Origin of the sequence: Flavobacterium sp. DG1-102-2 (assembly GCF_033042555.1) — a bacterium.
In the GTDB taxonomy this organism is placed as follows: Bacteria; Bacteroidota; Bacteroidia; order Flavobacteriales; family Flavobacteriaceae; genus Flavobacterium.
This window is the reverse complement of sequence record NZ_JAWLIK010000014.1, coordinates 1-21,385: the sequence shown is the minus strand read 5'-3', so window position 1 is coordinate 21,385 and position 21,385 is coordinate 1. Positions and strand designations below refer to the sequence as shown.

Genomic DNA, 21,385 nt, shown 5'->3' with positions numbered 1-21,385 from the left:
TTTAAAAATGTGTTAGTTGTTGATAAAGATTTAAAGATAGTATTCCAAAAACTGAACCAAAAATTTAAACTGATAAAAAATTACTAAAAAAAGTTTTAAATACCTTTGTACCATGGCAAACAACAATTTAAAACTATACATGGTTCTGCTGGGCTGTACACCAAAAGGCAGATTAACCGAACAGCATGATATATTTTTTGGGATTGGTACATCGCTACAGTCAATGGCAAATGATATGTACGACTTCTGGCCTGATAGCGGAGGCCTCCACATAGACGCGTGGCGCGAAGTAACCTGCATAGATGGTTATGATATTACTATCGTTCCCAAAGAAGAAGCCGTCGTACCGGAGCATCACCTGTTCCTGCTTAACCTTGGCGGTTACCGCCCCGGCGAGTTTGAAGAGTACCATTACAAAACGCTGGTCGTAGCTAAAAAAATGTCTGAGGCAATTAAGGAGTCTAAGAAATCGGCTTTTTATCAGCAATATACCTTTAAAGGCAAAGGCGCCGAATCTCACATTGACGAAAAATATGCACTTGATGTAGACGATATGCATAAGGTACAGGATGTTCTTGCCCCGCATTTGAAATCGCTGTATAGCATAAAAATCTCCAAGACCGATGAAGGAATTGAAGACGTACTGCACATAGGCTATACTAAATTAAAAAAAGTTTAGGGCTCCCGCAGGCTTACGCTTTGTAGATTTATCTACCGGTATAATGATCTTAACTGTAGTTCCCCATCCCGGGTCGCAGTCCATTCTCATTATACCGCCCGTTGGGCTAAGGTGTCCGTCAAGGCGTTTTTTGTCGGCATCAGTAATATCGTTGCCGCGTCCGTTGTCTTTAATAGACACCATTAAACGCGTACCGCTGTACGTAATACCAAAGAACACTTTAGATGCCTGAGGATCTTCTTTAATAAATACAAGTGTTTCCTTAATTACAGACAATAGTCCAAGCTGGCTTTCTTTTGTAATTATTGTGCTTGACATTCCTTCCGGTTCAGAAACAAGCACTTCAATAGGGCTGTCGCTAAAGTAGTCAAGAACGTACTCTTTTATACTGCCTGAATAGTTTGTAAGCGTGGTTGTTTTTGGCGTAAGCAGCCACACAAGGTCGCGGATGTTCTCTTCGATCTTTTTAGTGGTTTCCTGCATTGCCTCACCCTGAATTTTAATGGTAGGCATACCATTTGCCCTTTCCATGATAGATTCACTTAATGAATTTATCTCCTCCAGTTTTGTATCAAGGTCCTGGTGTATGTTTTGCACCATCCTTAGGCGCTCCTGCCCTTCGGCTTCGCTAAACATGGTATCTTCCTGATTTTTCTTAAGCAGGCTCCTTCTCCAGAAAAACCCTGCCACAAGCATAAGCAAAAGTACACCTACAGCACCTATTCCAAAAAGAGCATATTTGTCTTTCATGAATGGTGTAGATGATGCCGTATCGCTTCCTGTAGTTGTCACAGTAACAGTTTTGCCTTTGCCCATTCTCTCTTTGTATTTGGCAAATTCTTCTGTCTGGAGTTTTTTATTGTATATCTCGCTTTTTTGCTCGTATATCTTATGATAACGCACAGACTCAGGATACTGCCTTAAATTTTCGTAAGCATTAGCCATGCCAAGGCTTGCCTCTACAATAACCTTATCATATTGAATAGCTACTGCATCAAGATACGCCTGCTCATATAACCTAAGCGACTCATTGTGGTCTTCCATAAGCACCTGAACGCTGCCCAGGCTGCTCAGTACATCGGCAACCTTTTTGTGGTCGTTAGCGCTATTAAAGTAACCAAGAGCTTCTTTATAGTTCAATATTGCCTGCGGGTAATCGCCATGTTTCTTATAGGCGTTACCCATGCTGCTAAGCGTTTCGCCCGCAAGTATCTCCATGCCCCTTGCCCTGTAAATGGCAAGTGCCTGGCTGTATACTTCCAGTGCTTTCTCTATCTGGTGCATTTCCTCATACATAGGACCTGCGCCGCTAAGGCAGTCGGCAGTAAGGATTTCGTTATTTAGCTGTTTACCTATGGCTGCTGCTTCGGTGTAGTATTTTAAAGCAAGCTCATATTTATTCAGGTGGCCGTATAATCTCCCTAATTCCTTAGAAACATTGGCTACGCCAAGATTGTCGTGTATTTTTTTGAGTTCCGGCAGTGCAAGCTGATAGTTTTTTAATGCTTCTGCATTACTGCCTATTTTTGAGTAGGCATCGCCTAAAGCCGTAAGGGATTTACCTAAAGCCCTGTTGTCTTTGCTTTCGCGTGCAGCAGCTGCACTCTCTTTTAGCAACCCAATTGCAAATGAATAGTTACCCGCAGCGATTTCCTGCGAGGCCTCCTGTTGGAGGTCAGCTGCCGACTTCTGTGCAAAACAGAAGCTACAGCAAAATAGCACGAAAAAAAGTAAGTATTTTTTCATTAATTGAGTTTTAGGGGCACTAACAAAAATATGAAAAAACAATCACAAAGTAAATAAAATGTTAATCCACTAATAAATTTAGCTAAATATTACTAAAAACAGATATTATACTTTTTTTAAGCATTTATTTGTAAGATATTCTGCTTATTCAGCAACAAAACGATGGTTATAAGCAAATTCTTATACCCGTATTTTTACCTGGTTTTTAAACCAAAATATTAAAATTGCGTTTTTAAATCGACGAAAAACAACTTAAGTCGTTATATGGCAGTTCAAAAAATTCATCTTTAATTTTGCATTAATTATATTATTGCCCAAAACGAAAGACTGAAGTTTAAAATTTTTGTAGGAATAATTCGGTCTTAGCAAGTGAAGTAATCCTAATTTATATACAATATAGATATCTATTGTTTAATTAACCTGTAACTGTATTCAGGATATTCATTAATTCTTATGGTATATAATCCGGCGCTCAGCTTATGTACATCCACGCGTGATATTGTTCCCTGTAAAGTCCCCCTAAGTACTTCCCTGCCATTTGCATCTATTAGCACGTAATGATAGCCGTTTAATGCGATATTATTCTCTATAAAAACAACATCTCTTGACGGATTAGGATAAATACGCAGAGTAGACCTGAGGCTATTCTGCATTTTACCAAGCGAAAGATTTTCAAGGTAATCGCCTAAAAATTCAGTGAGGTTTAACCTGCTGAGCTTTTGCCCCACACTTACAAATGGCTGCTGGCTAAACAATTCGTTAGACACATAGTAATCAAGCCCGTTTAAAGTAGCAATACCCTCTACCTGATGAAACGACATACCGCTAAGCGTTATCTTTCGTTTATTTCCAGAGAAAAAATTATGCCCGTTAAAATCATAAAGCAAATAAACGAAAGGCTGTACCAAACCGTTGTATCCGCTCAGTACTATAAGTCTTTTGTCTTCAAGATAGGCAGCACCGGTTATAAGTCCGCTTACATCCAGCGTAGCTTTTAGCTGTGCTATATGACTGCCTGCCGTTTTGGGCAGCTTATACAGACTTGTTTTCTTGGCAGACCATTGTTTTGTAAACAGGTAAATGCTGTCTTGCGATACAACCATGGCCTCACAATCAAAATTGGTTTCGTTATTACCGAGCGCCGAAAAATCGGTTTGGTTAGAATAATTGAATGCAATGGTTTCAATAAGCGGAGTCCCTGCCGTTAACGATGACTTGTTTACTTTAAGTATGGTAAGGTTATTCCTGTTGCCGGTCACATTATTGCCAAAGTCGCCTATGTAGAGGTAATCATTATCCTGGGCTATCTCTTCCCAATCCTGATTTGTAGTACCGGTTAAAGAAAATGTACCGGTTATCGATCCTGTAGATGGGTTTAAAGCATATAGACTATTATCGGTATTGTCGTTTTGAGTGTATAAGGCATCATTCCACATGATAAGCCCTGAGGTTTCAAGAACTTTTTCGGGCAGGTTTACTGAGGAGACTGCACTCACTGAAGCCGATTTATATTCGCAGCTGCCATCGTTAACAGTCGCCATCGGGTTGTAATTTTTGCTCAACGGATCAGTACATCCTTTCACCTGCGAATGCACATACCCGGTTACTAAAAAAAATAGGATTGATATGTAAACCTGTTTACTCATAAGCAGCAAGATAGCAATAGCTGTAGATTTTTCATAAGCCTTTAGCATAAGCTAAACAAAAAAGCCATCTCAACGATGGCTCAATCTTATTTATACGACACTTCCCTTATAAAAAATGGGGTTGCCGACTGGTTCTTAAAGCAACGCACCTTAACAGGATAGCCATTATCATCAAACTGATAGGTGTAATCATATCTATCTCCGTTGTCATCCAATTTTTGCAATACATATTTAGTCTTTCCTAACGCTATAGACTGAAAACCATTTACAATAATTGTGTTTACCATATTGCCCTTAAACTGGTTAGCTGCTACAGCCTGCTGCTGCCCTTTTAGTTCATGTTCAGCATCATAAGTGTAAGTAGAGGTAACAGTAGCAGTAGTATAGGTCTGGATATTTTCGCCATTGTAAATAATTTCTTCATTGCTACTGGTACTTGTTTTCTTGTATACAAGCCCTGCAGAACTCAAAAAATATTTTGTAACCTCTAGTGTGCCTCCGCTAATTGTTTTAGCAGCGGTAATGGTATTGTCAGGATTATAAACAAAATCTGTAGATGAATTTACTGATGCGGTTGTTTCACTAAGGTTAGCAATCTTTCCACTTCCATCATACGTAATTGAGTATGTATTTACCGGAAGGTCTCCACCCGCAGCCGTAAAATACGCCATGGTTTCTACCTGTCCGTCTTTATTATAGGTATAATCTGTAGTCGAGGTTAATGCGCCGGATGCATCATGTTCAAAAATATGCAGCGCCTTATTATTTTCATCAAACTCAGTACGTGTAGTTACTTTTACAGATCCGTCTTCGTTAAAATCGGTCTGCACGATACGGTTCATTGCATCGCCGTTTGTATTTCCGTTATCCGGGTCTTCGTCAATAGGGTTAAAGTTCCTGCTGTCATGAGAACATGATGCAAGCGCAACTGCAAAAAATGCAATAAGTAGTTTTAATTTCATAATCTGGGGGGATTTTACGCTACTAAATACGTTCAAAAAAATTATATATCAAAGAATAATCGGTTAATGCTTAAAAAACTACAGTAAATAAGCCATTGGAATGATGGCTTTTATTGTTTGACACGGTGGGGAGTCTCAGCATAAAATCTCACATAACATAGAGATCACAAATTCTTTAGCAAAAGTTAAAGGACTTCGTTTCAAATTTTAATGTTTCTACCTTTAATCAAACACTAAAAACAAACACACCATGAACGGATTCTTCAAAACAATATTAGCAGGCTGGGGCGCAAAAAAAATGGGCTTTGGCTGCGTAGGCACAATTATAGTATTTGTCATACTGTATTATATACTGGGGCAGCTTTTTTAAAGTTGTTTTTTTTATACAAATAGCCGTTATCGTATTACAACAATGCATAAGTATAACGGCTAATTTTTATTTCCAAAACGGTATCAGCCATTTGTCGCTGAAGCTGCCGCTGCGTTTTGCATATTCCTGCAGTAATGTACAGAAAGCATTATGAGAAGTTTTTCAAAATCATCATTGCCAAAGGTGTCGGCGCACGCAATCGTATAACCGGGATACATTTTTCTCCAGCTGAAATTGGGAGAAATCTCCAGCAGAACCTCATCCTTATAATTTACCACTATGTAGCCATTCTTAAAAAAGCCCTTGTGCTTAATCTTGTAAGGACGGTCAGGGTCTATCGGCCTGCTCATGGTGTAGCCTGAAAATTTTGTTTCGGTTTTAAGCACTACAACATCGCCGTGAAGTATCTCTAATTTCGATTGCCAGAACCCTTTAGGGACCATCGTGTAAAGTTCCTTGTTTCCTACGGTGATTTCTGATTTACTGTTAGAATACCATTTGGTATAAATAATCCTGCCTAACTGCACATCCTTTTCAAGCGCGGTAAGCACCCTGTAATTTTCCTGAGTAACATCTATCTTTTTCATATCCTGTTGATTGGTACTGTAAAGTAAACAATACAATTATTTAAATGCTAAGATTATAGTACAGATGATAGCTGGGTTATTACAAACCAAATTTTATTTTGGAACAGCTATCTTGAGCTTCATTTTTACCCAATGATCGCCACCACTGCCCCAGCCCATAGTATCTGATCCTCTGGAAAAAACGGCAGCATTTTTATTTATCTCTATTTTTAAGGCTATCGGCTCTTTTTTACTTTTTTTGTCTTCGCGTTTCAGGCCTATGCAAAGTTTACCTGAAACATTGAGGTGCAAAGCGCTAACATCGATATCAAGCGCACCCCTTTGTTTCTTTTTCACGATAAACTTTACCTCTTCAATCAATGATTTTCCCGGTTTACCCTTGTCGTCCACATCATAGATGAGCAGCGTAAATTCGGTGTCCTGATATTCAATATTCAAAGGCCCTTTTACGATATTGAGCAAACCTGAGTTAAAATACATGGTAACGGTTTTCAATTCGCCGTCCGGCACATCAAAACGGTTCATGATAGATTGTCCAGGGCGAATATCGCCTCCCATCTCTTCTCCTTTAGTTTTTATTGTAACCGTTTTTGCCTTCTTTTGCTTTTTGCTAATGGCAACTTCTTTGAGATGATAAACAGAATCTTTGCTGACAATTTGAGCCGAAACAGTAAGGGTAAAAAGAAAAATAAAACAGAAGATAATAGATTTCATTACAGTATTCGTTTACATCGCAAAATACAAAATTTATCTTACAAAAAAACCTCCGCTTTCGCGGAGGCTTAATCTCTAAATATTTTAATTTTTAAATCATTAAATGATTTACATATTACGTCGGTACTGTCCGCCCACTTCAAAAAGGGCAGCTGTAATCTGGCCAAGGGAACACACTTTAGAAGCTTCCATAAGCTCTTCAAATATGTTTTTATTGGTTATGGCAGCTTCCTGAATAACAGCCAGGCTGTCTTTTACTTGCTGGTCATTTGCTTTGTGAAGCGTTTCAAGCGTTTTGATCTGGAACATCTTCTCTTCTTCGGTAGCACGGATAACCTCAGCAGGAACCACCGTAGGCGACCCTTTTGAGCTTAAGAACGTATTTACCCCAATAATTGGAAACTCGCCCGTGTGTTTAAGCGTTTCGTAGTAAAGGCTCTCTTCCTGGATTTTAGAACGCTGGTACATGGTCTCCATTGCGCCAAGCACACCGCCACGCTCTGTAATACGGTCAAATTCGGCCAGTACTGCATCTTCAACAAGATCGGTAAGCTCCTCAATAATGAACGATCCCTGTATAGGGTTTTCGTTCTTAGCCAGTCCAAGCTCTTTGTTGATGATAAGCTGAATAGCCATTGCACGGCGAACGCTTTCTTCCGTTGGCGTAGTGATTGCCTCGTCATAAGCATTGGTGTGCAGTGAGTTACAATTATCATAGATTGCATACAGCGCCTGAAGCGTAGTTCGTATGTCGTTAAAGTCAATTTCCTGTGCATGAAGCGAACGGCCAGATGTCTGGATGTGGTACTTTAGCATTTGTGCACGCTCGTTAGCACCGTATTTATTCTTAAGTGCTTTCGCCCATATCTTACGTGCCACACGGCCAATAACCGCATACTCAGGATCTATACCATTACTAAAGAAGAATGACAGGTTAGGACCAAAATCGTTAATATTCATGCCACGGCTCAGGTAGTATTCTACATACGTGAAACCGTTAGCCAGCGTAAAGGCAAGCTGAGTTATTGGGTTGGCACCCGCCTCAGCAATATGGTAGCCCGATATGGAAACCGAATAGAAATTCCTTACATTCCTGTTGATGAAATACTCCTGAACGTCTCCCATCAGTCGCAAAGCAAATTCTGTAGAGAAGATACAGGTATTTTGTGCCTGGTCTTCTTTTAAGATGTCTGCCTGGACGGTACCACGCACCTGAGAAAGTGTGCGCACTTTTATATCCTGATATACTTCGGCATCAAGTACCTGGTCGCCGGTTACGCCAAGCAGCATAAGCCCTAGGCCATCGTTGCCTTTTGGCAGGTCGCCGTTGTAACGCGGACGCTCTACCCCTTTAGCCTTGAATATATCGTTTATCTTTTTGTCAACTTCTTTTTCAAGTCCGTTTTCTTTGATGTAGATCTCACACTGCTGATCGATTGCCGCATTCATGAAGAAGCCCAGCAGCATTGGCGCAGGCCCGTTTATCGTCATACTTACCGACGTCATCGGGTGGGCAAGGTTAAAGCCCGAGTACAATTTTTTGGCGTCATCTAAACAGCAGATAGATACCCCGGCATTACCGATTTTTCCGTAAATATCCGGACGCAGATCTGGGTCATTACCATAAAGGGTAACACTATCAAACGCTGTAGAAAGACGTTTTGCAGGCAATCCGTCACTCACATAATGGAAACGTTTGTTTGTACGCTCCGGTCCACCTTCTCCGGCAAACATCCTCGACGGGTCTTCGCCTTCACGCTTAAACGGATACAATCCTGATGTGAAAGGGAATTCTCCCGGTACATTCTCCTGAAGGCACCATCTAAGGATATCGCCCCAAGCCTGGTATTTAGGCAGGGCCACCTTTGGTATCTGCGAATGCGAAAGCGATTCGGTATGCGTTTGAATCTTTATCTCTTTATCCCTTACTTTAAACGAATAAACAGGATTCTTATATTTATTTACCTTATCATCCCAGGTAAGGATAATTTCCCAGTTGTATGGATCAAGGTTCATTTTTACACGGTCAAACTCCTTAAGAAGCAGCGACATGAACAGTTGTTTGTCCTCTTCTTTCACTTCAACAGAAGACTCAACAATACCCGCCTTATCAATAGCCGGAACTTTACCTGCAACAGTTTCTACGGTTTTGAATATTCCGTATAGCTTTTGGGCAACATCCTGCTGGCTAAGGGCAACCTCATCATACTTTCGGTTGTTCTCTGCAATTTCGCTAAGGTAACGCGTTCTGTGCGGAGGGATAACAAATATCTTCTCGCTCATTTCGCGGGTAATCTCAAACGTAGATTTTAAGCCTGATTGAGTCTTTTCCTCTACCCTGTCCATTATCTTTTTGTAAAGGGTATTCATGCCCGGGTCGTTAAACTGAGAGGCTATCGTACCAAATACAGGAAGGTCATCAGGATTGGCATCCCACAGGTTGTGGTTGCGCTGGTATTGTTTCTTAACATCGCGAAGTGCATCAAGCGAACCGCGTTTGTCAAATTTATTGATGGCTACCAGATCGGCAAAATCAAGCATGTCGATTTTTTCCAGCTGAGTAGCAGCACCAAACTCAGGTGTCATTACATACAATGAAACATCAGAGTGTTCCATGATCTCGGTATCAGACTGCCCGATACCTGAAGTTTCAAGAATGATAAGGTCGTAGTTTGCTGCCTTGATAACCTGAATGGCTTCGGCAACATATTTAGAAAGCGCAAGGTTAGACTGCCTCGTAGCCAATGAACGCATATAAACCCTCGGGTTGTTGATGGCATTCATACGGATACGGTCGCCCAAAAGTGCACCGCCTGTTTTACGTTTTGATGGATCTACCGAAATAAGCCCTATTGTTTTCTCCGGGAAATCGATAAGGAAACGGCGTACCAACTCATCTACAAGAGACGATTTACCTGCACCACCCGTACCGGTAATTCCAAGTACAGGAATGTTAGTCGTTTTATTTTGTTCGTGGATTTTATCCAGTGTTTCTTTTGCAATCTCAGGAAAGTTCTCTGCCGAAGATATAACCCTTGCAATAGCCGTAGGGTTCTTTTCTGCCAGATGGTTTATCTCACCGTTAAGCACATCGCCAATAGCATAATCTGATTTCTGCACCAAATCGTTTATCATACCCTGAAGGCCAAGCTCACGCCCATCATCTGGAGCATAAATACGCGTAATGCCGTATTCATGCAGGTCCTTTATTTCCTCCGGAAGGATAACCCCTCCGCCACCGCCAAAGATCTTAATATGTCCTGCTCCTTTTTCTTTAAGGAGGTCGTACATGTATTTAAAATATTCGTTGTGCCCGCCCTGGTAAGATGTCATTGCAATAGCATTGGCATCTTCTTGAATGGCAGTGTTTACCACTTCTTCCACACTGCGGTCGTGCCCAAGGTGTATCACCTCAACACCTGTAGCCTGAATGATACGGCGCATTATGTTGATTGCAGCATCATGCCCGTCAAACAGGGATGCAGCAGTTACAATTCTTACTTTATGTTTAGGAATATAAGGTTGTGCTTGTTCCATTATGAATAATCTTCAATTTTAAGCTCGCAATTTACGTATTTATTGAAAATTTCAAAGCAAAACAGGCTTTAAAAAACGTTATAGTAACGCTTTAAAGAACTACCTTACAGATTAAATTTAAATCCGATAGAAAAACACTATCTTAATTTCTATCATACTTTGTTTTAATTCGTCTTAACAAAAAAGATACTAATCCAATAAAGATAGAAATTGCAAAAATAAATAACCCTAAAAACTTATAACTAACCACATAATACGAATGGTAAACATCAAAAACAAAAATTTCTTTTTCGTTTAGAACCCCATAAAAAGTTAATCCTAATGCAAATATTATTAAAGCATAAAAAGGTATTTCATATCCGTATCTCATATTTATCAAGAAAAAATGCATTGAAAAAAGTAAGCGCCCCCAATTTTATGTCCTCTAATGTCAAATCAGAAATAACGTCATTCAGTAATTCTTCAGGAAATGGTTTTACGTTAAAATAGCTTTCTGCCACGGATGCCATTTGTTGCATCAGCATTTTATAATCGCTCGCTTTTTCAGTATTTATTACAGGTTTTGTAAACCGCGGGATTCCAAAACTTCCGGGTTCATTTGTTGTATCTGTCAAAGTGGTTTCTAAAACGTAAACTAAATAGAACGGAACGATAACACTTACATTTAAGCAAACTGAATAATGTTTATCGCCAATCAATTCTGCAAGCTGTACATTATAACATCTGTCATTCCAGTGAAAAAGCGCAGCGTTATGAAAATTCTTCGAAGTATCTAATAACCTGATCCGGTCATAAAAATTATCAAAATCACCATTTTGCTCTTTGTTAAAAATAGTAATACAATGGTTAGATAAGTTTTTGAATTCCGCTGAAGTCACGTATCTGTCGTGTTCGGCACGATTATCAATCCCTTTTGGAAAATATTGATAAGCAATAGTTGTTAGTTTTTCTGCTGTCATTTGTTACATAAAAAAAGCAAATTTACAAATTTATCTTACAATATGCTCCAGTTCGCCATTCTGCATAAAGAGCACACGCGTACGAAAAGATTGCGCTTTTAAAGTTGTAGGGTACCAGTCTCGCCCCTTGAGCGCAATAATAAATAAACCCTCATCATCTCCCGAAACCGTAAACGTATCTGTTCGCGGCTGGCGTTTAAAAATAGGCACGCCCTCTTCCCTGGCAAGGGTATCGGCAAGTTCTTTTACGTTATTGGTTACAAGGCCTACTTCGCTAACCGATATGTAAGACTTACTGCTAAAAGCTGCTTCATCGTATGGCCGCTGCGGATAGCGCGTTATGCATTCTACTATGTTACCATTATTGTCATAAAAATAAAATGACTTGGCATCCCAATTCACAAAATTGGCAATCTCATCGTCTTCAACTTTTATGAGAGTTGTGTTAGCCTTGATGAAATAGTGGGCATCAAAGAAGCGGTTATTGGGGAGGTCTATGGCAAAATGATAAACGGGTTTTTGATTGTCCGATTTTTTAAAGATCAGCTTTGTGTAGCCCACCTCAAAGAAAAGGGCTTCCTTTTCCACAAAAGAAGGGTTAAGCCCCAAAACCTTTTTGTAAAATTTTTCGGTGGCAATAAGGTCATCACTCAGTAATTCAAGCTCAATAATATTCATTTTCTGTATGGTGCAAGACGCTAATTTAGTGATAAATACTCCTGTAAATACGTAATTAAATCACAAATATTCGGTTTTCCCACATTCGTAATTTAATTGACGTTCATTTATTAATTGCATAAAAAATGCTATCAATTTCCATCCATAATAAATACATCAAAACACGAGCCAATCATTAGAGCAATTCATTACTTTTGCATCAAATTTCCACATAATGAAATTCCCAAAATACTACCTTGCCGCAGTAACCGCTTTTATCATCTGGGGCTTTTTTAGTTTCGGACTAAAACCGCTGCACGACTATCCATCCCTGGACATTCTTTTTTACCGCGTTTTTACCTGTATCGCTTTAATGTTGGTAATCAACGCAGCCATAAGAAGAGATAAGATAAAAGAAACCCGCACCTACCTTAAAACACTTACACCTACGGAAAGGCGTAATCAATGGCTGCTAATCGCCGGAAGTTCTGTCTTACTGATAGGTAATTGGGGAATGTTCATTTTTGTAATGAACCACATAAGCGTTAAGGCAGCATCGTTTGCATACCTTGTATGCCCTATACTAACCACAGTTTTTGCCTTTTTAATACTAAAGGAAAAGCTAACCCGGCTGCAATGGTTTGCGGTTTTAATAAGCGTTACAAGCTGCTCCATACTCGCTTACAACAATCTTAACGATGCTATGTTCAGTATTTTAGTCGCTGCTACTTATGCGCTGTACCTTGTACTGCAAAAGCGCATCACGATGCCCGACAGGTTTATACTCCTCACACTGCAAATAGCCGTTGTCGCGCTTCTACTGCTGCCATTCTACCCTGTTTATAGTGCAGCACCTCCGGTAGAAATGTCTTTTTATCTGTATATCCTGCTTATTGCGGTGTTATTTACCATAATCCCTATGTTCCTGAACCTGTTTGCAATGAAAGGCATAAACTCATCTACAGTGGGGATACTAATATACCTCAACCCACTGTTTGCTTTTATGCTGGCGATATTTTACTATAAAGAAGATATATCTTTAGAGCAGATAGTTTCGTATTCTTTAATAGTGGTATCCATAGTGATATTTAATATTGGAAGTTATTTGAAGATGAAGAGAGGGGAATAATTCTTATTTTAGCTGATATGAGAATAGTGTAATGAATACAAGATGAAAAATTTAGCGATGCTAATATTAATAACAGTTTTATGCGGATGCAAAAGTAAAACTGCATATGAACATCCTGTTAAAATTATTTATTCTGCTCCATATAAAAAGCAGAGTTTAATTTCCTATCCTTTTCTAAATAATTCCGAAAATGCAATAAAGCTGGGACTTACATTTTTAAGCACCTATTATTACAAACAAAACATCGACTTTCAAATTTATAATTCCGTTACGGCCACATTAGTCAATAAAAATGACATTTGGAAAGTCAAAATGATCAAGTATGAGAAAATTGGCAATCAAGAAGAATTGGTTCAATATTTTGTATACATAAGAAAAATAGATGGCGCATTACTGTACATACAGAGGGAGGTTGGTGAGTGGATAGGAAGTACTGATTTGGAAGAACGATCAATCAAAAATTAGTGTCGCACTGAATTGGCGTGAACAGTACAGTCGCATCCTAGTAAAAATCAGGACTATACTTTTGGAACTGAAACATTGAATTGAGTAATATAAAGTTAATTGTCTTTTCAGAATTCTCCTCGTTAGTAAGGCCTAAAATCTTTTTTTTAGTAGTGTGCTTTTCATTTACGAAATACAATTCAAATGATGGTGTTTTAAAATCAAAACAAGGTTCCCATTTTGTACCGTAGTTATAATTTGTTGATTTTTGATAGACTAACTGCGTAATGATATTCATTCCGTCGGGATAGACCTCTTTTTTAATTATTTGTAATCCAAATAAAAAGTAACCAATAAAAAGACTTTCATTCTTAACAATTATTCCCTTCCTGATGAATAATAAAGATGTCAGTAAAAGAATTATTGCTACTGCAATTATCTGCAAAACAAGTGTAGCCTCTAATTTAAAAAGCACTACAAAAAATGCTAGGCTCAGAAAATCTAAAATGAATATATTTTTAAACTGATTAAAATCAAGGTTACGTTCCAGGATTATTTTCATATAAATAACTATATGCTGAAATATACCTAATAATCTTGAATAAAAACAATCTCTATCGGCAAATATGAATAACTATAAACTTTATTTTCCCATTTTTACCAATAACAGCAAAACAAAAAACCCTCCCGAAAACAAATCCGGAAGGGAAGTAAAAATATAATAGTTTTGGGGATATTAATGTTTATTGAACATAGATGGGTCAATGTTAACCCCAAGTCCCTGTGCGATGCCCATGCCAAGGTTAATATCTGCCCTGAACCAGTGGCACAATTGCAGGTTCACGATCTTGTCGCGCATAGGGCCTTCAATACCGCTCATGGCGCCAACAATGTTACTTATCGTGTTTTTCTTTGCCTGCTCATCCATCAAACGGAATAAGTTACCCGGTTGTGTATAGTGATCATTCTCTCCCTCTGCATTGCGGTCGTACCAGTCGGCGCGGCTGCTTTCCAGTTCCCATGCCGGTTCTTTATAGCTTTCGTCAACAACAATGTTGTCAAAACTATTAGGGAAGTAATTAGGGTTGCTTCCGCCATTGCCATCAACACGCATCTGGCCGTCACGCTGGTAATTGTTTACCATGAACGGGCAGCGATTTACAGGAATCTGCTCATAGTTAGCGCCAAGGCGATAACGGTGTGCATCGGGATAAGACAATAGTCGGCCCTGAAGCATTTTATCCGGGCTGTAGCCTATGCCGTCTACCACGTGCGCCGGGGCAAAGGCTGCCTGCTCTACCTGTGCAAAATAGTTATCAGGGTTACGGTTAAGCTCAAAGAAACCAACATCGATTAATGGATAATCGCCATGGGGCCAAACCTTAGTCAGGTCAAACGGATTGATATGGTATGATCTCGACTCCTCTTCGGTCATGATCTGTATCTTCATATCCCATTTTGGGAAGTTTCCTTCTTTAATGTTTTCAAAAAGGTCACGCTGTGCAAAGTCAAGGTCTTTCGATTTCATTTCGGCAGCTTCGGCATCGGTAAAGTTTTTGATGCCCTGTTGCGTTAGGAAATGGAATTTCACATAAAAACGTTTGTTCTGTGCATTGATAAATGAGAAGGTATGGCTTCCGAAACCGTGCATGTGGCGGTAGCCGTGGGGCGTTCCCCTGTCGCTCATCAATATAAGTACCTGGTGAAGGCTTTCCGGGTTTAGCGACCAGAAGTCCCACATCATGGTAGGCGACTTAAGATTCGTCTGCGGATCGCGTTTCTGGGTATGTATAAAATCGCCAAATTTTTTGGCATCCTTAATAAAAAAAACCGGCGTGTTGTTACCTACAAGGTCCCAGTTGCCGTCTTCGGTATAAAACTTCATGGCAAAACCGCGCGGGTCCCTTTCCGTATCAGCCGATCCTTTCTCACCTCCTACAGTCGAGAAACGGATAACCATATCGGTTTGCTTGCCTACTTCAGAGAATATTTTTGCTTTAGTATATTTAGTGATATCATGTGTTACGGTAAATGTTCCAAAGGCTGCCGAGCCTTTTGCGTGCACTACGCGTTCAGGAATTCGCTCACGGTTAAAGTGGGCCATTTTTTCGTGAAGGATAAAATCCTGCAATAAAACAGGACCTCTGGGGCCTACTGTCTGCGAATTTTCATTTTCGGCAAACGGCTTGCCAGATGCTGTAGTTAGTTTGTTGTGTGACATATTATTTTGATTTTACTGATTCTGTTTACAAATTTAGCTGTCAATAAAACGCATTTCCCCCTGGGGCAATTGATTTTATTTATATCAGGATAAGCACGCTAAAAAAATGCCTGATTTTCAAATTAAATAAAATCAACCTATTAAAGATAATGATTTATTTTTTCTTTAACGATATCCCGTAATTTTATCTAACATCCAGCGTTTGCTGTAAAAAGGAACAGTTTTTGTTTACTTTTGAAAAAATTCACTCACACTATGAAAAAACTTCTGTTCTCCCTGTTAATTGCAGCGCTTGTGCCTGCGCGAGCAAATGCACAATTAAAAGGCCTTTTAGATAAAGCAAAAAGTACTGTAGAAAGCAAAACCGGCACAGGTTCATTAAGTAATGCTGATATTGGCAGCGGACTTAAGGCTGCGCTTAAAGAAGGCGTTACAAAACAGGTAACCAAGCTTACTGCCGAAGAAGGATTCTATAAAAATGAAGCGGTAAAGATCCTCCTGCCGGAAGAACTGCAAAAGGTAGATAAGAAACTTCGCCAGATAGGGCTTTCAAGCATGGCAGATGAAGGTATTAAAGTGCTTAACCGTGCCGCCGAAGATGCTGTTAAAGAAGCTACACCAATATTTGTAAATGCCATTACAAGCATGACCATTACCGATGCTAAAAACATACTGATGGGTGCAGACAATTCGGCTACTACCTACCTGCAAACCTCAACGAGCAAACCACTGTATTCAAAATTCAGCCCTGTAGTAACAACTTCGCTTAGTAATGTAGGCGCAGATGTGGTTTGGGAAAAGATCATTACAAAGTATAACAGCATTCCGCTAATTACAAAAGTAAACCCTGACCTTACCGACTATGTAACCAATAAAGCCATGGATGGCGTGTTCAAAATGATATCGGTGGAAGAGAAAAATATTAGGACAAATTTATCATCGCGTACTTCAGATATATTGAAAAAAGTATTTGCTTTACAGGACAAGAAATAACTCCTAAGCAGCAACTATGAAAAAAATACTCATCCCTCTTACAGCGCTTTGCCTGACGCTTTCAGGCTGTGCCGAATTACAGCAGGTTGCCTCGCAAATTCCGCAGGCGGGAAACATATTGACTACTGCCGATATTGCCGCCGGACTTCGTGAAGCACTTGATAAAGGGATAGACACGCAGGTTACAAAACTTACCCAGACCGATGGTTTCTATAAAAATCAGCTGGTTAAGATACTTTTGCCTGCCGAGCTGCAAAAGGTAGATAAGACATTACGTGATATTGGTCTTGGCAGCCTTGCCGACGAGGGCCTTAAGATGATGAACCGCGCTGCCGAAGATGCCGTAAAAGAAGCTACGCCAATTTTTGTAACCGCAGTTAAAGAAATTACGTTTACCGATGTCCGAAACATTTTGATGGGCAACGATGAAGCTGCGACTTCTTACCTACGAACAAAAACTACAACGCAGCTTTATGCAAAATTTAATCCGGTTATAAAGTCATCTTTCAGTAAAGTAGGTGCCGATAAAGTTTGGAAAAACATTATTACGCGATACAACCAGGTGCCGCTGGTAAACAAAGTAAACCCTGACCTTACCGACTATGTTACTAATGAAGCCCTTGACGGCGTTTATAAAATGATAGCCGTAGAGGAAAAAGACATAAGGACTAACGTTAACGCCAGAACCAGCACTTTGTTAAAAAAAGTGTTTTCAGCACAAGACAGTAAATAGATAAAAAATTAGTTATCAGACAGATACAAATAACATATCCTTAACATTGTTGCCAAATTAATTTAAGTAATTTGCAATGCAAATAAATGGTTTTCTCACATTTGGTTAGGGTTAGTTACAAGAATGCCGGTAGACAACTACCGGCATTTTTATTTTTTATCACGAAAATATCTACAAAATAATTGAGACGAATTCTAAATAATCTCTATATTTAACATTTAATTAAGTATTTTACCATTTACCGAAACCAATATTATACATTATGAAACCACTATTACCTATACTTATGGCACTTTTAGGTGCTGCATTAGGTGTGTTTTTTGCCTACAAAGGCGTAGACAAACATTTCCTATCCCCCTGTAAAGTATATGGGCCAGACAGTACATTACCCCAGGACTACATGAACCTTATGACTGCATTGTGCGGTTCGGGATTTACAAAGATCGTTGGCTTCTTTGAAGTGCTCGCAGGATTGCTGCTTGTTTTTCCGCGTACAAGGCTGCTTGGAACTATATTGATTATGCCTGTCATAGGCACTATATTTCTGTTTCACCTGCTTATAGACAATAGGCCTGATGAACTTATTGAAACAGGCATCCCCTTGGCAGCTACAGTTTTGATACTTTTGTCACACTACAAAGACTGGAGGTTTATGCTTTTTGGAAGACGGTAAACAATTAGAATATTTCAATGACCGCTGACTTTTCGTCAGCGGTTTTTTTGTACTTTAATAGAAAATTAAGACCGCATTACATTGCGAAAACTATTAGTTTTCTATTTTTGCCAAAAATCAGGAGAAGTGAAAAAGAGCGTAGTTATAATATGCCTTATGATGGTAAGTACAATGGCAATGGCACAGGACTGGAATACGGATCTGGGCGTTGCTAAAAAGAAAGCTTTGGCCGAAAACAAGAACATACTCCTTGTATTTTCAGGGTCAGACTGGTGCACTCCCTGCATCTATATGGATAAAGAAGTGTGGCCAAGCAAAGAGTTTAAGCTTGCGGCCGATAAAAGCTGGGTATTGTTACGCGCTGATTTTTTACAGAAAAAAGGAAATCCTGAGCCTGTGAATGTAAACGACATGAAAATGATATTGGCCGAAAAATACAACCGTGACGGTTTCTTCCCTTTCTTTGTGATGCTCGATAAAAACGGAAAAGTACTTTCTAAATCAGGTTATGAAGATCTGGAAACTGCCGGGGAATATGTTACGCTTTTCAAAAAAATGGCTAAGTGATTATTCTGAACGCTCAATAAGGGTGTGCTGCGTGCCATCAAATATTTCCTGTTTCCATATCCTTCTGTCGTCTTTGTCTATAAAATAATTAACCTGTGCAGGCTGTCCTTTTATGGTTTCAAGCGACGTAACAATCCATACGGCATTGCTGCCACTTTTATTTTTATAGACGCCTGATTTTACTTCTTTAATTTGTGCCATGATAAGACCTTGTTTTGCTGGGCTGTAGTCGTAGGTAACTATATTTTGGGTGTAGCCTTCTGCTAAAGGAAGCAAACGTACTAAATACGGATAAAAATTACTGTCAAAATACTGTCCTTTAACCGGAGCATTTATTGTAGTCTGCTGCTTTTTCAGTTTATCATTATATTTTCCTGTAACTTCTGTGGTTCCAAATTTAAGACTGATACTCCTCTCAAGATTATCAGAATAATGGCGTAGCGGAGAAAGCCCTTTAATAGTTACGACCGTCGAATCTATCCACGTAGTCTTGGCATTATTTACGTCTACGCTTGATATGATTGAAAGCCTCGTCTTGCCCGGGCGGATCTTTGTATTTATCCTTGCTACTTCGTGCTTTTTATTCTCGTTGATAACATACCATTTCATCTGGTAGGTATCTTCCTTTATATATTTCGTCTGAAGGGTAGTGTTGCCGGGCACAATTGCAGCCTGCTGGCCAAAAGTTAACGAAACAACAGATAAGAATAAAAAAGTAAAAAGGTATTTCATAACTATAGTAACTTTTAAATTTAAGGATTATTTGACGGGATATCAAAAAACAGGCCTAATGATGATGCCCATGGTCATGATCATCGTCATCAACCATTCGCTCCCGTATCTGCTTAAAGTACGGGAAAGCCTTTACCAGCCTAGTGCCATACCATGAGAACATTTCGCCATCCACAAAAATAGTTTGTGCATGATGGGTATGGCGGCCAAGCTCAAAAGCATCTTCATCTTTAAACGGGTAGGGTTCAGACGAAAGGAAAACAATTTGCGGGTCGCCCTGTATCCTCATTTTCTGAACGATAACCTCAGGATAGCGGCCTTCATTCTTTTCGTAAATATTCTGAATTTTACTAAGCGTAAGCAGTTCATTAATAAACGTATCATTACCCGCCACCATATACGGATTCTTCCATATAAAATAAGCAGCGCGCTTAACTGGCTTGTCTTCTATAAACTTTTTAAAATCGGCAAGGCCATAGTTTATTTTATCAATCCATTGGCGTGCCTGAGTACGTACCGAGAAGATTTGCCCCAACTGCTTTATCATTGCATTGTTATCTTCAATCGTAACGATATCGCTAACCCAAACCGGTGCAACGTCCCGCAAAGATTCAACGATCTCGAGGGTGTTTTCTTCTTTATTGGCAATAATGATATCGGGCTGTAAAAGGCGTATTTTTTCTATATGCACTTTTTTTGTACCTCCAATTATCTTTTTAGTCGATTTTAGGTGATACGGGTGCACACAAAATTTGGTAATACCCACAATCTTGTCTTCCAGTCCCAGATCAAATAACAATTCAGTCTGCGACGGAACAAGCGATACGATACGTTTTGGCGTATCGGTTAGTGTTATGGTGTTACCTATCTGGTCGGTAAAAGTCTTAGCTTTAGATTCCAATGTTGTTTTTTTTACCACAAAGAGCACGAAGCTTTTCGTCATGACACAAAGCTTTGTGAATCTTGTGCGTTCTTATTGGGCTTTGTGGTTAAGCAGCTGCTCCATTTCCTGCTGCATCTTCAACGCTTCTTCCCTTGCTTTTTCTGCAAAGTCTTCCCCGTTTGATGCATATATAATTCCCCTCGATGAGTTGATAAGTAAACCTACCCTGTCGTTCATACCATATTTGCATACTTCCTCAAGACTGCCGCCTTGTGCGCCTACTCCCGGTACTAGCAGGAAACTGTCCGGTATGATCTGGCGAATACCTGCAAAATATTCAGCTTTTGTAGCGCCAACAACATACATCAGGTTTTCGCTGTTCTTCCATGTTTTAGACGTTTTCAGAACCATTTTATATAGTTCTTCACCATCAGCTGTTTTAGTCTGGAAATCAAAAGCACCTTCGTTTGAGGTGAGGGCTAAAAGGATCGTGAACTTATCCTTAAACGCAAGGAAAGGCTCTACGCTGTCTTTACCCATATACGGAGCAACAGTTACCGAATCAAAATTCAGGTCTTCCAGGAAAGCCTTAGCATACATGGTAGATGTGTTCCCTATATCGCCGCGCTTTGCATCGGCAATGGTAAATACGTCGGGATGTTTTTCGTTAAGGTATTTTATTGTTTTTTCAAGCGACATCCAGCCTTTTAGTCCGTAAGCTTCATAAAAAGCAGTGTTAGGCTTATATGAAACGGCAAGGTCGTATGTGGCATCTATAATAGCTTTATTAAATTCAAATATAGGGTCTTCGGTTGCAAGGAGGTGTTTAGGTATCTTGTTTAAATCTACATCTAAACCAATGCATAAAAAAGATTTCTTTTTTTGAATCTGGGCATAAAGCTGTTCTGTCGTCATGAAAGTTGTTTTTATTTCGGGTACAAAAATACGATTTTGTTTTGGTATTGGCGAATAGAAAAAGACAATATGGCCCTGCGCCTGTGAGGTGGCAACACAGATTTGAGATCTTCAGCTCCGCTTTGCTACGTTCAGAATAACATAACTCCAACTCAATAAGATTTGTCTCGTCCTGAAAAAAGTTGACTAATAAATGTCAACGATATGGAAAAACATGATGTTAGGGTAAAAGTAATTA

20 protein-coding genes are annotated in these 21,385 nt (G+C 39.5%); 7 read left to right on the top strand and 13 right to left on the bottom strand.

Annotation, left to right across the window (positions count from 1 at the left end; genetic code table 11):
* Nucleotides 1-112 precede the first annotated feature (112 nt).
* Nucleotides 113-679, top strand: coding sequence for a DUF1543 domain-containing protein (locus R1T16_RS16650; protein ID WP_317502264.1), 567 nt, complete (start codon nucleotides 113-115; stop codon nucleotides 677-679).
* Here the strand turns inward: R1T16_RS16650 and R1T16_RS16645 are convergent.
* The 8 genes from R1T16_RS16645 to R1T16_RS16610 all read right to left on the bottom strand — a co-directional run bounded on the left by R1T16_RS16645 (nucleotide 665) and on the right by R1T16_RS16610 (nucleotide 11,878).
* Nucleotides 665-2,425, bottom strand: coding sequence for a tetratricopeptide repeat protein (locus R1T16_RS16645; RefSeq protein ID WP_317502263.1), 1,761 nt, complete (start codon nucleotides 2,423-2,425; stop codon nucleotides 665-667). The two genes, R1T16_RS16650 and R1T16_RS16645, sit on opposite strands and share 15 nt — an antisense overlap.
* A 404-nt stretch (nucleotides 2,426-2,829) precedes the next feature.
* Entirely contained in the window at nucleotides 2,830-4,071 is a 1,242-nt protein-coding gene (locus R1T16_RS16640; RefSeq protein WP_317502262.1) for a T9SS type A sorting domain-containing protein, read from the bottom strand.
* An 86-nt stretch (nucleotides 4,072-4,157) separates the two neighbouring features.
* Nucleotides 4,158-5,033: a hypothetical protein gene (locus R1T16_RS16635; RefSeq protein ID WP_317502261.1), complete on the bottom strand. Its 876-nt coding sequence runs from the start codon at nucleotides 5,031-5,033 to the stop codon at nucleotides 4,158-4,160.
* Between the two features lie 453 nt (nucleotides 5,034-5,486).
* Entirely contained in the window at nucleotides 5,487-5,990 is a 504-nt protein-coding gene (locus tag R1T16_RS16630; RefSeq protein WP_317502260.1) for a hypothetical protein, read from the bottom strand.
* A 93-nt stretch (nucleotides 5,991-6,083) separates the two neighbouring features.
* The gene (locus R1T16_RS16625) at nucleotides 6,084-6,704 is read right to left on the bottom strand and encodes a hypothetical protein (RefSeq protein ID WP_317502259.1); all 621 of its coding nucleotides are present in this window, start codon (nucleotides 6,702-6,704) and stop codon (nucleotides 6,084-6,086) included.
* 108 nt (nucleotides 6,705-6,812) lie between these two features.
* Nucleotides 6,813-10,241 (bottom strand): methylmalonyl-CoA mutase family protein, encoded by a 3,429-nt coding sequence (locus R1T16_RS16620; protein WP_317502258.1) that lies wholly within the window; start codon nucleotides 10,239-10,241, stop codon nucleotides 6,813-6,815.
* 353 nt (nucleotides 10,242-10,594) lie between these two features.
* The gene (locus tag R1T16_RS16615) at nucleotides 10,595-11,200 is read right to left on the bottom strand and encodes a hypothetical protein (RefSeq protein WP_317502257.1); all 606 of its coding nucleotides are present in this window, start codon (nucleotides 11,198-11,200) and stop codon (nucleotides 10,595-10,597) included.
* A gap of 30 nt (nucleotides 11,201-11,230) precedes the next feature.
* The gene (locus tag R1T16_RS16610; RefSeq protein ID WP_317502256.1) at nucleotides 11,231-11,878 is read right to left on the bottom strand and encodes a hypothetical protein; all 648 of its coding nucleotides are present in this window, start codon (nucleotides 11,876-11,878) and stop codon (nucleotides 11,231-11,233) included.
* A 214-nt stretch (nucleotides 11,879-12,092) separates the two neighbouring features.
* Here R1T16_RS16610 and R1T16_RS16605 point away from each other — a divergent pair, with 214 nt between their 5' ends.
* Both R1T16_RS16605 and R1T16_RS16600 read left to right on the top strand, forming a co-directional pair.
* Nucleotides 12,093-12,986, top strand: coding sequence for an EamA family transporter (locus R1T16_RS16605; protein WP_317502255.1), 894 nt, complete (start codon nucleotides 12,093-12,095; stop codon nucleotides 12,984-12,986).
* Nucleotides 12,987-13,028: 42 nt separating this feature from the next.
* Nucleotides 13,029-13,451 (top strand): hypothetical protein, encoded by a 423-nt coding sequence (locus R1T16_RS16600; protein WP_317502254.1) that lies wholly within the window; start codon nucleotides 13,029-13,031, stop codon nucleotides 13,449-13,451.
* A gap of 37 nt (nucleotides 13,452-13,488) precedes the next feature.
* On the opposite strand, the gene R1T16_RS16595 is transcribed toward R1T16_RS16600, so the two are convergent.
* Complete coding sequence (locus R1T16_RS16595; RefSeq protein WP_317502253.1) at nucleotides 13,489-13,992, bottom strand: hypothetical protein; 504 nt, start codon at nucleotides 13,990-13,992, stop codon at nucleotides 13,489-13,491.
* 174 nt (nucleotides 13,993-14,166) lie between these two features.
* A complete protein-coding gene (locus R1T16_RS16590) occupies nucleotides 14,167-15,651 on the bottom strand; it encodes a catalase (RefSeq protein WP_317502252.1) in 1,485 nt (494 codons plus the stop codon).
* 255 nt (nucleotides 15,652-15,906) lie between these two features.
* Here R1T16_RS16590 and R1T16_RS16585 point away from each other — a divergent pair, with 255 nt between their 5' ends.
* The 4 genes from R1T16_RS16585 (at nucleotide 15,907) to R1T16_RS16570 (ending at nucleotide 18,617) form a co-directional block, all read left to right on the top strand.
* Nucleotides 15,907-16,644 carry a DUF4197 domain-containing protein gene (locus R1T16_RS16585; RefSeq protein ID WP_317502251.1) on the top strand — a complete coding sequence of 246 codons (738 nt, stop codon included), beginning with the start codon at nucleotides 15,907-15,909 and terminating at the stop codon, nucleotides 16,642-16,644.
* Nucleotides 16,645-16,660: 16 nt separating this feature from the next.
* Nucleotides 16,661-17,377 carry a DUF4197 domain-containing protein gene (locus R1T16_RS16580; protein ID WP_317502250.1) on the top strand — a complete coding sequence of 239 codons (717 nt, stop codon included), beginning with the start codon at nucleotides 16,661-16,663 and terminating at the stop codon, nucleotides 17,375-17,377.
* Nucleotides 17,378-17,639: 262 nt separating this feature from the next.
* Complete coding sequence (locus R1T16_RS16575; RefSeq protein ID WP_317502249.1) at nucleotides 17,640-18,050, top strand: hypothetical protein; 411 nt, start codon at nucleotides 17,640-17,642, stop codon at nucleotides 18,048-18,050.
* 126 nt (nucleotides 18,051-18,176) lie between these two features.
* Nucleotides 18,177-18,617, top strand: coding sequence for a thioredoxin family protein (locus R1T16_RS16570; RefSeq protein ID WP_317502248.1), 441 nt, complete (start codon nucleotides 18,177-18,179; stop codon nucleotides 18,615-18,617).
* On the opposite strand, the gene R1T16_RS16565 is transcribed toward R1T16_RS16570, so the two are convergent.
* Genes R1T16_RS16565 through pyrF form a run of 3 tightly spaced genes read right to left on the bottom strand, consistent with a single transcriptional unit; the run spans nucleotide 18,618 to nucleotide 21,147 of the window.
* Nucleotides 18,618-19,349: a hypothetical protein gene (locus R1T16_RS16565; RefSeq protein ID WP_317502247.1), complete on the bottom strand. Its 732-nt coding sequence runs from the start codon at nucleotides 19,347-19,349 to the stop codon at nucleotides 18,618-18,620.
* A gap of 55 nt (nucleotides 19,350-19,404) precedes the next feature.
* Entirely contained in the window at nucleotides 19,405-20,292 is an 888-nt protein-coding gene (locus R1T16_RS16560; RefSeq protein WP_317502246.1) for a helical backbone metal receptor, read from the bottom strand.
* A gap of 30 nt (nucleotides 20,293-20,322) precedes the next feature.
* Nucleotides 20,323-21,147: an orotidine-5'-phosphate decarboxylase gene (gene pyrF / locus R1T16_RS16555; RefSeq protein ID WP_317502245.1), complete on the bottom strand. Its 825-nt coding sequence runs from the start codon at nucleotides 21,145-21,147 to the stop codon at nucleotides 20,323-20,325.
* Nucleotides 21,148-21,385: the final 238 nt, after the last annotated feature.

What these genes read in the sequence shown, in the direction of transcription:
- R1T16_RS16565 (WP_317502247.1), bottom strand. Translation starts at nt 19,349, where the DNA reads ATGAAATACCTTTTTACTTTTTTATTCTTATCTGTTGTTTCGTTAACT.
- R1T16_RS16630 (WP_317502260.1), bottom strand. Translation starts at nt 5,990, where the DNA reads ATGAAAAAGATAGATGTTACTCAGGAAAATTACAGGGTGCTTACCGCG.
- R1T16_RS16600 (WP_317502254.1), top strand. Translation starts at nt 13,029, where the DNA reads ATGAAAAATTTAGCGATGCTAATATTAATAACAGTTTTATGCGGATGC.
- R1T16_RS16640 (WP_317502262.1), bottom strand. Translation starts at nt 4,071, where the DNA reads ATGAGTAAACAGGTTTACATATCAATCCTATTTTTTTTAGTAACCGGG.
- R1T16_RS16615 (WP_317502257.1), bottom strand. Translation starts at nt 11,200, where the DNA reads ATGACAGCAGAAAAACTAACAACTATTGCTTATCAATATTTTCCAAAA.
- R1T16_RS16595 (WP_317502253.1), bottom strand. Translation starts at nt 13,992, where the DNA reads ATGAAAATAATCCTGGAACGTAACCTTGATTTTAATCAGTTTAAAAAT.
- R1T16_RS16605 (WP_317502255.1), top strand. Translation starts at nt 12,093, where the DNA reads ATGAAATTCCCAAAATACTACCTTGCCGCAGTAACCGCTTTTATCATC.
- R1T16_RS16580 (WP_317502250.1), top strand. Translation starts at nt 16,661, where the DNA reads ATGAAAAAAATACTCATCCCTCTTACAGCGCTTTGCCTGACGCTTTCA.
- R1T16_RS16560 (WP_317502246.1), bottom strand. Translation starts at nt 20,292, where the DNA reads ATGACGAAAAGCTTCGTGCTCTTTGTGGTAAAAAAAACAACATTGGAA.
- R1T16_RS16590 (WP_317502252.1), bottom strand. Translation starts at nt 15,651, where the DNA reads ATGTCACACAACAAACTAACTACAGCATCTGGCAAGCCGTTTGCCGAA.
- R1T16_RS16625 (WP_317502259.1), bottom strand. Translation starts at nt 6,704, where the DNA reads ATGAAATCTATTATCTTCTGTTTTATTTTTCTTTTTACCCTTACTGTT.
- R1T16_RS16575 (WP_317502249.1), top strand. Translation starts at nt 17,640, where the DNA reads ATGAAACCACTATTACCTATACTTATGGCACTTTTAGGTGCTGCATTA.
- R1T16_RS16610 (WP_317502256.1), bottom strand. Translation starts at nt 11,878, where the DNA reads ATGAATATTATTGAGCTTGAATTACTGAGTGATGACCTTATTGCCACC.
- R1T16_RS16620 (WP_317502258.1), bottom strand. Translation starts at nt 10,241, where the DNA reads ATGGAACAAGCACAACCTTATATTCCTAAACATAAAGTAAGAATTGTA.
- R1T16_RS16585 (WP_317502251.1), top strand. Translation starts at nt 15,907, where the DNA reads ATGAAAAAACTTCTGTTCTCCCTGTTAATTGCAGCGCTTGTGCCTGCG.
- R1T16_RS16645 (WP_317502263.1), bottom strand. Translation starts at nt 2,425, where the DNA reads ATGAAAAAATACTTACTTTTTTTCGTGCTATTTTGCTGTAGCTTCTGT.
- R1T16_RS16635 (WP_317502261.1), bottom strand. Translation starts at nt 5,033, where the DNA reads ATGAAATTAAAACTACTTATTGCATTTTTTGCAGTTGCGCTTGCATCA.
- R1T16_RS16650 (WP_317502264.1), top strand. Translation starts at nt 113, where the DNA reads ATGGCAAACAACAATTTAAAACTATACATGGTTCTGCTGGGCTGTACA.
- pyrF (WP_317502245.1), bottom strand. Translation starts at nt 21,147, where the DNA reads ATGACGACAGAACAGCTTTATGCCCAGATTCAAAAAAAGAAATCTTTT.